The 11,675-nt window shown below is 68.4% G+C and carries 12 protein-coding genes, 1 tRNA gene and 1 pseudogene; 8 read left to right on the forward strand and 6 right to left on the reverse strand.

Annotated features, from left to right (window positions below):
* The 3 genes and pseudogenes from GBZ26_RS20345 to GBZ26_RS20355 all read right to left on the reverse strand — a co-directional run.
* Window positions 1-509 (reverse strand): annotated as a pseudogene (locus tag GBZ26_RS20345) (SPOR domain-containing protein); the annotation flags it as partial.
* Window positions 506-2,266: an arginine--tRNA ligase gene (gene argS / locus GBZ26_RS20350; RefSeq protein ID WP_174440403.1), complete on the reverse strand. Its 1,761-nt coding sequence runs from the start codon at window positions 2,264-2,266 to the stop codon at window positions 506-508. The pseudogene GBZ26_RS20345 and the gene argS, both read right to left, overlap by 4 nt.
* A gap of 31 nt (window positions 2,267-2,297) precedes the next feature.
* Entirely contained in the window at window positions 2,298-3,497 is a 1,200-nt protein-coding gene (locus tag GBZ26_RS20355) for a deoxyguanosinetriphosphate triphosphohydrolase (protein ID WP_174440404.1), read from the reverse strand.
* Between the two features lie 203 nt (window positions 3,498-3,700).
* Between GBZ26_RS20355 and erpA the strand changes: the two genes are divergently transcribed.
* From erpA to GBZ26_RS20380, 5 genes are all read left to right on the forward strand, one after another.
* Window positions 3,701-4,069, forward strand: coding sequence for an iron-sulfur cluster insertion protein ErpA (gene erpA, locus GBZ26_RS20360; RefSeq protein WP_040134010.1), 369 nt, complete (start codon window positions 3,701-3,703; stop codon window positions 4,067-4,069).
* A gap of 46 nt (window positions 4,070-4,115) precedes the next feature.
* Entirely contained in the window at window positions 4,116-4,901 is a 786-nt protein-coding gene (locus GBZ26_RS20365) for an exodeoxyribonuclease III (RefSeq protein ID WP_174440405.1), read from the forward strand.
* A 73-nt stretch (window positions 4,902-4,974) separates the two neighbouring features.
* Window positions 4,975-5,547 carry a hypothetical protein gene (locus GBZ26_RS20370; RefSeq protein ID WP_174440406.1) on the forward strand — a complete coding sequence of 191 codons (573 nt, stop codon included), beginning with the start codon at window positions 4,975-4,977 and terminating at the stop codon, window positions 5,545-5,547.
* Window positions 5,548-5,752: 205 nt separating this feature from the next.
* Window positions 5,753-5,842: transfer RNA gene (locus tag GBZ26_RS20375), tRNA-Ser, on the forward strand.
* Between the two features lie 145 nt (window positions 5,843-5,987).
* On the forward strand, window positions 5,988-6,884 hold the full coding sequence (locus GBZ26_RS20380) for a diguanylate cyclase (protein WP_174440407.1): 897 nt from the start codon (window positions 5,988-5,990) through the stop codon (window positions 6,882-6,884).
* A gap of 375 nt (window positions 6,885-7,259) precedes the next feature.
* Here GBZ26_RS20380 and dcd read toward each other — a convergent pair whose 3' ends face one another.
* Window positions 7,260-7,844 (reverse strand): dCTP deaminase, encoded by a 585-nt coding sequence (gene dcd / locus GBZ26_RS20385; protein ID WP_014197327.1) that lies wholly within the window; start codon window positions 7,842-7,844, stop codon window positions 7,260-7,262.
* Window positions 7,845-7,984: 140 nt separating this feature from the next.
* Between dcd and GBZ26_RS20390 the strand changes: the two genes are divergently transcribed.
* Window positions 7,985-8,875 carry a hypothetical protein gene (locus GBZ26_RS20390; protein WP_174440408.1) on the forward strand — a complete coding sequence of 297 codons (891 nt, stop codon included), beginning with the start codon at window positions 7,985-7,987 and terminating at the stop codon, window positions 8,873-8,875.
* 13 nt (window positions 8,876-8,888) lie between these two features.
* Here the strand turns inward: GBZ26_RS20390 and GBZ26_RS20395 are convergent, their stop codons facing one another.
* Entirely contained in the window at window positions 8,889-9,293 is a 405-nt protein-coding gene (locus GBZ26_RS20395; RefSeq protein ID WP_174440409.1) for a four-helix bundle copper-binding protein, read from the reverse strand.
* 160 nt (window positions 9,294-9,453) lie between these two features.
* Here GBZ26_RS20395 and GBZ26_RS20400 point away from each other — a divergent pair, with 160 nt between their 5' ends.
* Window positions 9,454-10,203, forward strand: coding sequence for a TSUP family transporter (locus tag GBZ26_RS20400; protein ID WP_174440410.1), 750 nt, complete (start codon window positions 9,454-9,456; stop codon window positions 10,201-10,203).
* Here the strand turns inward: GBZ26_RS20400 and GBZ26_RS20405 are convergent.
* Entirely contained in the window at window positions 10,184-11,233 is a 1,050-nt protein-coding gene (locus tag GBZ26_RS20405) for an SDR family oxidoreductase (RefSeq protein WP_174440411.1), read from the reverse strand. The genes GBZ26_RS20400 and GBZ26_RS20405 overlap by 20 nt on opposite strands.
* A 173-nt stretch (window positions 11,234-11,406) precedes the next feature.
* Between GBZ26_RS20405 and GBZ26_RS30890 the strand changes: the two genes are divergently transcribed.
* Window positions 11,407-11,643 carry a sulfurtransferase TusA family protein gene (locus GBZ26_RS30890; RefSeq protein WP_109070434.1) on the forward strand — a complete coding sequence of 79 codons (237 nt, stop codon included), beginning with the start codon at window positions 11,407-11,409 and terminating at the stop codon, window positions 11,641-11,643.
* Window positions 11,644-11,675: the final 32 nt, after the last annotated feature.

Genomic DNA, 11,675 nt, shown 5'->3' on the forward strand with positions numbered 1-11,675 from the left:
GCCGGGCTCCACCACCACGGTGCCGCGCCAGGACGGGGCGGCGGAGCCGCCTCCCCGTCCTGGCGCGGCACCGTGGTGGTGGAGCCCGGCGGGGGCGGCGGAAGCTGGGCCACCGCAGGCGCCTCCGGCAGGGTTGGCGACGGCGGCACCTGGGGGGCCACGACCGGCCGCGGCAACGGTTCTTCCGGCGGCGGCAGCAGGCGTTCGATCTGCGACTTCGACCCGCGATCGTTCAACCGCTCGTAGACCAGCTTGTCCTGATGCGGCACTTCCATGCCGCCGGGCTGCTCCGGGCGGGCCTTGGTCGGCGCGCTGTCGGCCATCAGCAGCGGCGGGCCGCCGTCCGGCGTGCTCTGCCCCTTGCCACCATAGACCACGACGATCGCGCCGGCGAAGGCCACGATGCCGACCACCGCCAGACCGAGGCCGAGCAGACCGCGCCGACCCCCCCGCTGCGGCGGCGTGCCGTAGGGATCGCTGGCGTGGTTGACATCGCCCTCATACCTCATGACCGCAATTCCTCCACCGGCTCCACGCCCATCACAGCGAGGCCGGAGGCGATCACCGTGGCGACCGCGCTGATCAGCGCCAGACGGGCCACCGTCACCTCCTCGTCACCGTCGATCAGGAAGCGCAGGCTGGTGTCGTCGCGGCCCTTGTTCCACAGCGCGTGGAAGTCGCTGGCGAGGTCGTAGAGGTAGAAGGCCACGCGGTGCGGCTCGTGCGCCTCCGCGGCGGACTCGACCAGACGCGGCCAGGTCGCCATGCGCTTGGCCAGCGCCATCTCCTCCTCGCTGTCCAGGCGGGCGAGGTTGGCCTTTGCGGCCAGCGCCGCCAGCGACAGGTCGGCCCCCGGCAGCGCCGTCGCGGCGTGGCGCAGGACCGAGCGGCAGCGGGCGTGGGCGTACTGCACGTAGAAGACCGGGTTGTCCTTCGACTGCTCGACGACCTTGGCGAAGTCGAAATCCAGCGTCTGGTCGTTGCGGCGGGTCAGCATGATGAAGCGGACGACGTCGCGGCCGACCTCCTCGATCACGTCACGCAGCGTCACGAAGGTGCCGGCGCGCTTGGACATCTTCACCGGCTCGCCGTTCTTCATCAGATGGACGAGCTGGCACAGCTTCACGTCCAGCGACGCCTTGCCTTCGGTGATCGCCGTCGTCGCCGCCTGCATGCGCTTGACGTAGCCGCCGTGGTCGGCGCCCCACACGTCGATCTGAAGGTCGAAGCCGCGGCGGTGCTTGTCGTAGTGATAGGCGATGTCGTTGGAGAAGTAGGTGAAGGACCCGTCCGACTTCTTCAGCGGGCGGTCGACGTCGTCGCCGAAGTCGGTGGACTTGAACAGGGTCTGCGGGCGCGGCTCCCAATCGTCGGGCTTCTTGCCCTTCGGCGGCTCCAGCACGCCGACATAGATCAGGCCACGGTCCTCCAGGGCCTTCAGCGCCGTGTCCACCGCCCCGGCCTTCACCAGCGCGCGCTCGGAGCTGTAGACGTCCATGCGGACGCCGAGGACGCCAAGGTCCTCCTTGATCCATTCCATGATCGTGGCGATGGCGAAGTCGCGGCAGGCTGGCAGCCAGTCGGCCTCGTCCGCGCCGACCCACCTGTTGCCGTCGCGTTCGGCCAGGGCCTGCCCGACCTCCTTCAGATACTCGCCGGGATAGAGGCCCGCCGGGATCTCGCCGATGTCCTCGCCCAGCGCCTCGCGGTAGCGCAGGAAGGTGGAGCGGCCCAGCACATCGACCTGGGCGCCGGCGTCGTTGATGTAATACTCGCGGCTGACGGCATAACCGGCCTTCTCCAGCAGCGCAGCCAGCGCGTCGCCGAAGACGGCGCCGCGGCCATGGGCGGCGTGCAGCGGGCCGGTGGGGTTGGCCGACACATACTCGACGTTCACCGGACGCTGGCCGCCCAGCGTGCTCTCGCCATAGGCGGTGCCGGCGGTCAGCACGTCGCGGATGCGGTCGCGCCAGACGTCGGCGGACAGACGCAGATTCACGAAGCCCGGACCGGCGATCTCGGCGCTCGCCACGTCGGGGCGGGTCTTCAGCTTCGCCACCAGCAGCTCGGCCAGCGCGCGGGGCGGCTTGCCCGCCGGCTTGGCCAGGATCATCGCCGCGTTGGTCGACAGGTCGCCGTGCGCCGCCTCGCGCGGCGGCTCCACCGTCAGGCGCGCGGTGTCGAGCCCCGCCGGGATCTGGCCTTCGGCGGCCAGCTCGTCCAGCAGCTTGCGGATGTCGTTTTCGAAGACCTTGAAGATGTTCATCGTTTCAATTCTTGCTTTAGGTCTGGGCCGGTTAGGTCTTGGCGTCCATGTCGAACAGGCGGGCGTATTCGGCGAGCGCGTAGCGGTCGGTCATCCCGGCAATATAGTCGGCGACCAGCCGCGCCGGCACCGTCCGGTCCCCCTGCCCTCCCTGCTTTGCAACATCCTCCTGCCACTGGGTCGGCAGGGTGTTCGGCTCCGCCATGAACAGGTCGAACAGGGCGGTGACCACCCGCTTGCACTTGCTCATTTCCCGGTTCACCCGGTAGTGGCGGTACATGCGCTGTTTCAGGAAGGCGCGCAAGGGCCGCTGCGCCTCGACCATCGCGGGGGAGAAGCTGACCACCGGTTCCGGCAGGGCGCGCAGCTCGGCGGCGCTGCCGGGGCGGTGGCGGTCCAGCCGCTCCCGCGTCTCGGCCAGCAGGTCGACGATCATGTTGTTGATCATCCGCCGGATCGTCTCGTGGATCAGGCGGGAGCGCTCCAGTCCCGGATAGCGGTCGCAGACCTGCCGCACCACCGGGCCGACCAGCGGCAGCTCCGCCACCTCATCCACGGTGAACAGGCCGGCGCGCAGCCCGTCGTCGATGTCGTGGTTGTTGTAGGCGATGTCGTCGGCCAGCGCCGCCACCTGCGCCTCGGCGCCCGGGTTGGTGTGAAGCTCCAGGTCCCAGCGTTCCTGGAAGGCGGCCAGCGTCGTCGGCAGCTTTTCACCGTCACGGAGAGGCAGCAGCGGGCCGTTGTGCTTGACCACGCCCTCCAGCGCTTCCCAGGTCAGGTTCAGCCCGTCGAAGTCGGCGTAGCGCCGCTCCAGCATCGTCAGGATGCGCAGCGTCTGGTCGTTGTGGGCGAAGCCGCCGTAAAGCGCCATGCAGGCGTTCAGCGCGTCCTCGCCGGCATGGCCGAAGGGGGTGTGGCCGAGATCGTGGGCGAGCGCCACCGCCTCCGCCAGATCCTCGTTCAGACCCAGGGCGCGGCTGATCGAGCGGGCGATCTGCGCCACCTCCAGGCTGTGGGTCAGGCGGGTGCGGAAATAGTCGCCCTCGTGATAGACGAAGACCTGCGTCTTGTATTTCAACTTGCGGAAGGCACCGGAATGCACGATGCGGTCGCGGTCGCGCTGGTAGCACGAGCGCGTCGGGCTTTCCGGCTCCGGGAACAGCCGGCCGCGCGTCTGTGCGGGGTCGCAGCCATGGGGCGCCGGGCGATCCTGGGAGAAGTCCGCCGTCATAGCGCGGACACTACCGGCGCAAACCGCGCTGCGCAACGGCGAAGGCGGAGACCCGCCGAGACATCCGGCAGCCGCGCGCAGGCAAACCGCAGGTCAGGCATGAGTTCGCCGGACATGCCTTTGACGAAAGGCGGACGCACCCTTACATTCGTCATCGTGTCGTCTGTCCCGCGAAACACCCGCGAAACACCGAGGTCCGTCCCATGCCCGACACCGCCCTTCCCGCGACCGCGCAAGAGGGTGCGCGCGTTCTCACCGTGTCCGACAGCGCCGCCAAGCGCGTCGCCTTCCTGATCGAGCACGAGGGCGACCCGGCCCTGATGCTGCGCCTGACCGTGTCGGGCGGCGGCTGCTCCGGCTTCCAGTACGGCTTCGCCTTCGACGCCACGGCGAACGAGGACGACCATGTGTTCGAGAAGAACGGCGTGAAGGTCGTCACCGACGACGTCTCGCTGGACCTGCTGGCCGGCTCCACCCTCGACTACGTCGAGGACCTGATGGGCGCCGCCTTCCAGATCAAGAATCCGAACGCCACGGCCTCCTGCGGCTGCGGCAATTCCTTCGCCGCCTGACGGTTCCTTATCTCCCCTGGCCTTTGCCGAACAAGAAGAACACGACGTGAAGATCGCCACCTGGAACGTCAATTCGGCGAAGGCCCGCCTTCCGCTGATCACCGACTGGCTGCGCGCGGAGTCCCCGGACGTCGCGCTTCTGCAGGAAATCAAGTGCGAGACCGCGGCCTTCCCCCGCGCCGCCTTCGAGGAGTTGGGCTATCACGTCACGCCGGTGGGGCAGAAGTCCTACAACGGCGTGGCGTTCCTCTCCAAGGCGCCGCACGAGGATGTGCTGACCCGCCTGCCCGGCGAGCCGGAGGACGAGCAGGCCCGCTATGTCGAGGCCACGGTGGCCGGCGTGCGCATCGCCTCGCTCTATCTGCCCAACGGCAACCCCATCGGGACGGAGAAGTTCGCCTACAAGCTCCGCTGGATGGACCGGCTGCACGCCCATGCCCGCGCTCTGCTGGCGCAGGAGATCCCCTTCGTGCTGGGCGGCGACTACAACATCATTCCGGAACCGCGCGACGTCTTCGACCCGGTGGCCTTCGCCGGCGACGCCCTGTTCCAGCCCGAATCGCGGGCGAAGTTCCGTGCCCTGCTGAATCTGGGGCTGACCGAAGCCTACCGCGCCCTGCACGACGACGACCACGCCTACACCTTCTGGGACTATCAGGCCGGCTGCTGGCCGCGGGACCTGGGGTTGCGCATCGATCACTTCCTGCTGTCCCCACAGGCCGCCGACCGTTTGGTGGAGTGCCGCATCGACCGCCGCCCGCGTGGTGCGGAAAAGGCGTCCGACCACACCCCCGTCCTGCTCGACCTGCGCGACGGGTCAGACATTTCTTAAATTCTTTCACGCATCCTCAAGACCGACTCGGAAACCGAGCGAGCGTCCATCCGCGGGGAGAGGCGGCACGACGATGGTCAGGGGACAGGACACCGGCCGCAGAGCGATCGAAAAGCTGCTCACGGCCATCGAGCAGCAGGCCGGCGAAGCGGTCGCTCTGGGAGCGCGCGCGCAGCGTGATATCGAGAAGGACCGCTTCTCCTCCTTCCTCGGCTTCCGCCGGAAGGTGGAGGAGGTGCGCGCGCTCGTCGCGCTGACGGAAGAGCGCCTGACAACCGTCAACACGGCCAAGCTGCCCGACCTGCGCACGGAGTTCGAGCGGATCGACCTGTTGCTGACCGGCCTGCTGGCCCGCGCCACGCGGAATTATTTCGAACGGATGCGGGACGATCAGGCGCTTCCCATCGGCGCCCGCGAACTGTTCGAGCCGGAATTGAAGATCATCGAGGAGATGCGCACCAAGCTCGATCGCCCGCACTACGCGGGACGCGTGTCGGCCACGGTGATCGAGGACCTGGAAGCGACCGGCGTCATGATCCGCAAGGTCATCAGCCGCGCCTCCAGCCTGCCTGATTTCTCCGACTCCCCGACGCCTCCGAAGCCGACGAAGCGCCTGTCGAAACTGGGCCGCCCGATCCGGATGTGACGCCCTCACGTTTCACGTTGGTGTTCGCTGCACAAGGGCGCTCAAAAGCGAGTTGACCCCGGAACGGGGACACGGCATGTTCCCCCCGCTTCCGATCCGCAGCAAGCGGAGAGCCGAGATCAGGCTCTGTTTTTGGGGATCAGAGCGGGGACCAGAGAGCGATGGTCCCCCGACGCGCAAGGCTGGATCCTTGAAAGCGTTGATTGGATGGGTGGCCGAGCGGTTTAAGGCTCCAGTCTTGAAAACTGGCGTGGGGGCAACCCCACCGTGGGTTCGAATCCCACCCCATCCGCCAATTCCCTTGTACGCAAGTTCAAAGCGCCGCAGAGGTAGCGGGAGTCCTCTCATGTCATCGGCGGGGGTTCCTTCGGAAATCCATACGGTTGTAATGTTTCCTTCAAGGCTTTGTGCTTCTCTGGAGCAATGGTCGTGGAGGCCGCATGCGGATACTGGTGGTGGACGACTCGCGCATGGCGCGCATGGTGCTGTGCCAGCAGCTTGAAGGCTTCGGCCATCAGACGGCCTTTGCCGAAAGCGGCCAGGCAGCGTTGGTCCGCTGCCGCGACGAGCCCATCGACATCGCGCTCGTCGATTTCCGCGTCGGCGAGATGGAGGGCGTGGAGGTTTGCTGGCACCTGCGCGCAGCGCAGCGGGAACGGCACCTCTATCTCATGCTGATGATTCCCGGCAGCATCACCAACCAGTTCTTCGAGGTCGTGGAGAACGGAGCCGATGAATTCCTCCGCAAGCCACTGGACCTCACTTGGCTTCGCGCCCGGCTGCTCGCCGCTTCCCGTGTGGTCGATATGCAGCGCCAGTTGGAGCGGCTCGCCACCACCGATTCGCTGACCGGAGCACTGAACCGCGGACGCTTCATGGCACGGGCCGCCGACGAGGTGGCCCGGGCGCAGCGAAACGGCAAACCGCTGTCGGCGGTCATGCTGGACATCGACCATTTCAAGAAGGTCAACGACACCTACGGTCACGCCACCGGGGATGAAGCCATCCGCACCGTGGTCCGCGTCTGCCGTTCGCTGGTGCGCGGCGCGGACGTCCTGGGCCGGCTCGGCGGCGAGGAATTCGCCATCCTGCTGCCCGAGACGCCGCCGCAAGGAGCGGCGATGCTGGCGGAGCGGCTGCGCCGCGCGCTGGCGGAAACCGACGTGCGGATCGCCAACGGCGCCGGGGCCACCCTAACCTTCACGGTCAGCATTGGCGTCAGCGCGTTGCGCCCGGGTGAGGATGACGTCGGCGCGGTGCTCGCCCGGGCGGACGAGGCGCTGTACCGCGCGAAGAACGGCGGTCGCAACCGGGTGGTATGCGACACGGCTCCGTAATCCGACGCGGCGCCGGAAGTGCCCGTCAGGCTCCCGGCACCAGCCAGGGACGGGCCTTGGCAGCCGCTGGACTCGCTCGCCCGGCTTTAGCCCCAGACATTCGGCGATCGCCTCCGGCAGCGCGACATGGCCGATGAAGAGCAGCGTCACGTCGGCGCCGACCGGACGGGCCGTGCGACTGTCATGGACGAGGGTGCCGGAATCGGCCTTGCGCTGCACCGGCCCCTCCTCCTCCAGCAGGTTGAACGCCCGACGGACGGTCACCTGCGACACCACGATCCGCCGCCGGGCGCCTCGGAAAAATGGCGCCTTCAAGAATACAGCGCCCCAAAAGAAAAAGGCGCCTCGGAAGTGAGGCGCCTTTCTCTTTTGCCGTCAGGGCTGTTCCAGGTTGATCCGGCTTGGCAGCGGATCGAGCTGGTCGCGGTACTTGGCGTCGGGGCGCGCGGCGTAGGGCTTGGAGGTCGGCGACATCAGCGTCTCGAAGCTGAGGGCGCAGATCCGCATGCCCGGCCGCAGCGCCAGCGGCAGCCGTCCGCAATTGAAGAACTCCAGCGTGATCCGGCCGTTCCAGCCTGGATCGATGGTGTGCGCTGTGGCGTGCACCATCAGACCGAGGCGGGCGAGGCTGCTGCGCCCGTCCAGGCGCCCGGCGATGTCGTTGGGCAGGCCGATGCGCTGCACCGTGATGCCGAGCACCAGCTCGCCCGGATGCAGGAAGAACGGCTCGCCGACGGGGACCTCGACGCGGTCCATCAGCTTGTCGGGCACCTGGCTTGGATGACCCTCGGGCGGAGCGAGGTCGACGAAGGCCGCCTTGCCCGGCGGGAAGACCTGGAAGGCGTTCCCGAGCTGGAGATCAACCGACATCGCGCCGATCTGGCTCTCCGCCGGCAACGGGTCGATCTCGATGCGTCCCTCGGCGAGGTATCGGCGAATATCGACGTCTGACAGCTTCATTCCTTCCGAACCTCCTGGCGAACCCGCAAACGGCGTGGCTCCGGTCGCTTCCCTGGCGCACTCTATAGCCGGATCGACGCCTCTCGACAACACAATCACCAGTCCCTTAGATGGGGCCGCATTGCAGAAGGGGTGTGGGAATGGCGGTATCCTCGATCGACGCGTCGGCAACGGAGCATGAGGCATCGGATCATGAGGCCGATCTGCGGCACCTGTCCGTCATCCTGGGCGATGTCCCGCCCGTGGATGACCGACCGGATGCGGTCACGCTGTTCCGGACCCGCGTCGCCCAGCATGGGGAGCGGGTCCGCGCGCTCCGGGACTCTGCATCGCCGCTGTTCGTCGTCAACGGCGACCTCGCCGCCTACGCTGCCAAGGACGGACCCCTGCCGGAACTGATCCTGGTCGGCGACAATCCCGGGCGCCGGGAATTCGAGCAGTCCGTCTATCTCTGCGTCCAAGGGCGCGCCGGGGCCATGGCGCACAGCTTCTTCGACGGCATCTTCGGCGCCGGGTCCTTCCGCCGCAAGGTGATGGTGCTGAACAAAAGTTCCTTCCACACGCCGCGCACGGTGGGGTTGAATGACGCGATGCGCGGCGATCCGGCGCTCGCCGAGGTCATCCGGCACGACCAGGAGGAGAACGCCCGCCTGATCGCCGACTCGGTGGCCCTGCTCGGCGTTCCGGTCGTCACCATCGGCATGGAGAGCGGCGGGACGACGTTCCAGAGTTTCCGCAAGACGCTGGAATCCCGTTACCGCGCCCACGGCAACCCTCCGGCGGACTTCCAGGGAAAGCGCCTCGCCACTCCCTTCCGCAAGGTGCCGCACTTCTCACTGTCGAAGATCTTCTGCCGCAACGCCGATGCCGCCTGGAACGCCGCGCTGGACGCCTTCCTGGCCCGTCACGCAGCGGTTCCCGGCTTGCGGACGGAGAACGGCAACGTGTCGTCTAAGCTGCTGCTCGGGCTGGGGGACGGCCCGCTGCTGGCCGACTATCTGGACAGGGTGATCCTCGGCAACGGCGGCTGACCCTCCGCCTCCGTCAATGGCTGAGGCCTTGCACAGCCTTGCGGCAGGCGTCCTCGCAGGTCCGGCAGGCCTCGGCGCAAATGCGGCAATGCTGGTGCATGCCGGCGTGCCGCTCGCACTCCTCGGCGCACAGGCGGCAGGCGGTGGCGCAGGCGTCGAGCATGGCGCGGATCACCGCCTCGTTGGATCCGCTGCGTCGGGTGGCGACGGAGCCGGTCGCCGTGCAGACGTCGGCGCAGTCCATGTTCAGACGGATGCACTGGACCAGCTCGGCCACCTGTTGCTCGCCCAGGCACGCGTCGGCACAGGTGGTGCAGGTCTGCGCGCAGTCGTAGCAGGCCTCGATGCAGCGGATGAGCGCATTGTTGGTGTTTCCGCGGACATGGGGGTGGGTGCTGATCATTTCGCGGGCGTGCATGGAATGCCTCCGAAGGGTGAAAGGGATGGGGATCGGCGTCGGTGCCCTCCCCCGCCAACAGCGCCACGCCGCCATGGTTCGGAAATTCTCCGCCGTTTCCCTGGCCCCGCCCACGCGCCCCGGTTTACAAGCGACCGGTACGACTTGAGGGGAAACGCGGGTGGTCAACGAGACGGTCGGACTGACGGCGCTGATCCTGGCCGTCGCCACGCTGTACGCGGCGGTCGGGCAAGCGGGAGCCTCGGGCTATCTGGCGGTCATGGGCATCGTCGGGCTCGACCCGGCGACGATGAAGCCCACCGCGCTCGCCCTCAACCTCCTGGTGGCGGGCATCGGCACCGTCCGCTTTGCCCGCGCCGGCCTGTTCACCTGGCGGGCCTTCTACCCGTTCGGCGTGCTGGGGATGCCCTTCTCGTTCCTCGGCGGAACGATGCACCTGCCGCCGCATCTCTATTACCCGCTGGTCGGGGCGATCCTCCTGCTGGCGGCGCTGGAGCTGGCGCGTTCCACCTGGGCGACCCGCGGAACACCCGAACGGGCGGACTCCACCACGCCGCCCTTCCTGCCGGCGCTCGCCGCCGGGGCCGCCGTGGGGTTCCTGTCCGGGATGACCGGCACCGGCGGCGGCATCTTCCTGGCGCCGCTGATCCTGCTCATGGGATGGGTCGAGACGCGCCGCGCCGCCGCCGTCTCGGCCGCCTACAACCTGCTGAACTCGGCGGCGGCGCTGGCCGGCACCTGGACGACCGCGACGACCCTGCCGGCGGCCCTGCCCTGGTGGCTGGCCGCCGCCGGGGTGGGCGGCGCGGTCGGCGCCTGGCTGGGCAGCCGCCACCTGCCGACCGCCACGTTGCGCTACCTGCTGGCGGCGATCCTCGCCTTGTCCGGCCTCAAGATGCTGACGGCCTGATCCTGGAATTCTCCCACGTCCGCCGCTCCCAGACCTGGGCGGGCAGACGGCTCATCAGACCGATGGGCAGCAGGAACAGGGCGACGTTGGTCCAGCACAAGCCGCGGCGTCCGTCCACCCGGCCTCGGGATGCCTGCGCGTCGGCCCGCTCCATCCAGCCGCCGCTGGCTTCGCGATAGTCCGGCATGGCCTCCAAAACGCCGCCGGAGGTGTCGTGGGCCGGTCGGTTGTCGAACATGTCCCGATCCATCCGGTGGGCCAGCATGCGGTCCGCCAGCGCCGGCGCCACCGCGTGCGGGAGGGCGGCCGAGCGCCCCGCGGCTCCGACGAACAGCTCCGGGCGAGGGTTCTCGGCCAGGCGCAGAATGGCTTCGGCGACCTCCTCCGGCGGGCGCAGCGGCGTCATCGCCTTGACGGCGCGCCCGGTGTAGTTCGCGCCATGCTGCCACAGCGGCGTGTCGATGGGGCCGGGCAGCACGGTGCAGACCTGGATGCCAGGGTCCTCCACCAGTTCCTGCCGCAGCGTTTCGGAGAAGCCGCGCACGGCAAACTTGCTGGCGGCATAGGCGGCGGCGTAGCGCTGCCCGACGATGGAGGCCAGCGAGGCGACGTTGATGACGGTGCCTTCCCCCCGCTCCAGGAAATGCGGCAGCACGGCGCGGCAGCCGTTGGCGGTGCCGAAGAAGTTGGTGCGCATGACCTCCTCGAAGACGTCCTGCGGAGTCTCCTCGAAACGCCCGAAGGCAATCACGCCGGCGTTGTTCACCCAGACATCGATCCCGCCGAACACCTCGATGGCGCGCTCCGCCAGCCGGTTCATCTGCTCCTGGTCGCGCACGTCGGTGGGCACGACCATCGCCCGCCCCCCGGCCTCGATGCAGTCCTCCGCGACCTCGTGCAGGGCGGCGTGGCGCCGCGCCGCGAGGACCACCGCGGCGCCGTGGCGCGCGAATTCCAGGGCGGTCGCCCGGCCGATCCCGCTGGACGCCCCGGTGATGACCACCACCTTGTCGAAATGCCGACCGGCCATAAGCGTTGCTCCCGCATTGTTCGTTCGAATCCGTTTCCCTGGCTAACATTCCAGCCCGGCAAAGGTGCCCCGGTCCTCCGGAAGGCCCCCTTTGTCCAGAACGGTGGAGACGGCGGCGCGAACCCGGTACAGTCGCGGCGTCCGGTGTCCATGCAGAAGAAGAGGTTGCATCCGTGGCGGCCAAGGAACTCGACGTGAAGGGGCTGCATTGCCCGCTGCCCATCCTGCGGACGCGCGCCCTGCTGGACAAATTGGCCGAGGGGGAGGAGGTGATCGTCTACGCCACCGACCCGGCGTCGATCATCGACTTCAAGCATTTCTGCAACACGACCGACAACGTGCTGCTGGCGCACGAGACGCGCGGGGAGGTGTTCGTGTACCACATCCGCCGCGGCGCCTCCGCCGCGTGACTGTCGTCTCCATCCCTGAAGGAGCCCGCCCC

Origin of the sequence: Azospirillum formosense, from assembly GCF_013340925.1 — a bacterium.
GTDB classification, from domain to species: domain Bacteria; phylum Pseudomonadota; class Alphaproteobacteria; order Azospirillales; family Azospirillaceae; genus Azospirillum; species Azospirillum formosense.

Bases quoted from the DNA above. Each gene is read 5' to 3' on its own strand.
- GBZ26_RS20355 (WP_174440404.1), bottom strand. From the start codon at position 3,497: ATGACGGCGGACTTCTCCCAGGATCGCCCGGCGCCCCATGGCTGCGAC.
- GBZ26_RS20370 (WP_174440406.1), top strand. From the start codon at position 4,975: ATGGTCAGGGGACAGGACACCGGCCGCAGAGCGATCGAAAAGCTGCTC.
- GBZ26_RS20390 (WP_174440408.1), top strand. From the start codon at position 7,985: ATGGCGGTATCCTCGATCGACGCGTCGGCAACGGAGCATGAGGCATCG.
- argS (WP_174440403.1), bottom strand. From the start codon at position 2,266: ATGAACATCTTCAAGGTCTTCGAAAACGACATCCGCAAGCTGCTGGAC.
- erpA (WP_040134010.1), top strand. From the start codon at position 3,701: ATGCCCGACACCGCCCTTCCCGCGACCGCGCAAGAGGGTGCGCGCGTT.
- GBZ26_RS20405 (WP_174440411.1), bottom strand. From the start codon at position 11,233: ATGGCCGGTCGGCATTTCGACAAGGTGGTGGTCATCACCGGGGCGTCC.
- GBZ26_RS20380 (WP_174440407.1), top strand. From the start codon at position 5,988: ATGCGGATACTGGTGGTGGACGACTCGCGCATGGCGCGCATGGTGCTG.
- GBZ26_RS20395 (WP_174440409.1), bottom strand. From the start codon at position 9,293: ATGCACGCCCGCGAAATGATCAGCACCCACCCCCATGTCCGCGGAAAC.
- dcd (WP_014197327.1), bottom strand. From the start codon at position 7,844: ATGAAGCTGTCAGACGTCGATATTCGCCGATACCTCGCCGAGGGACGC.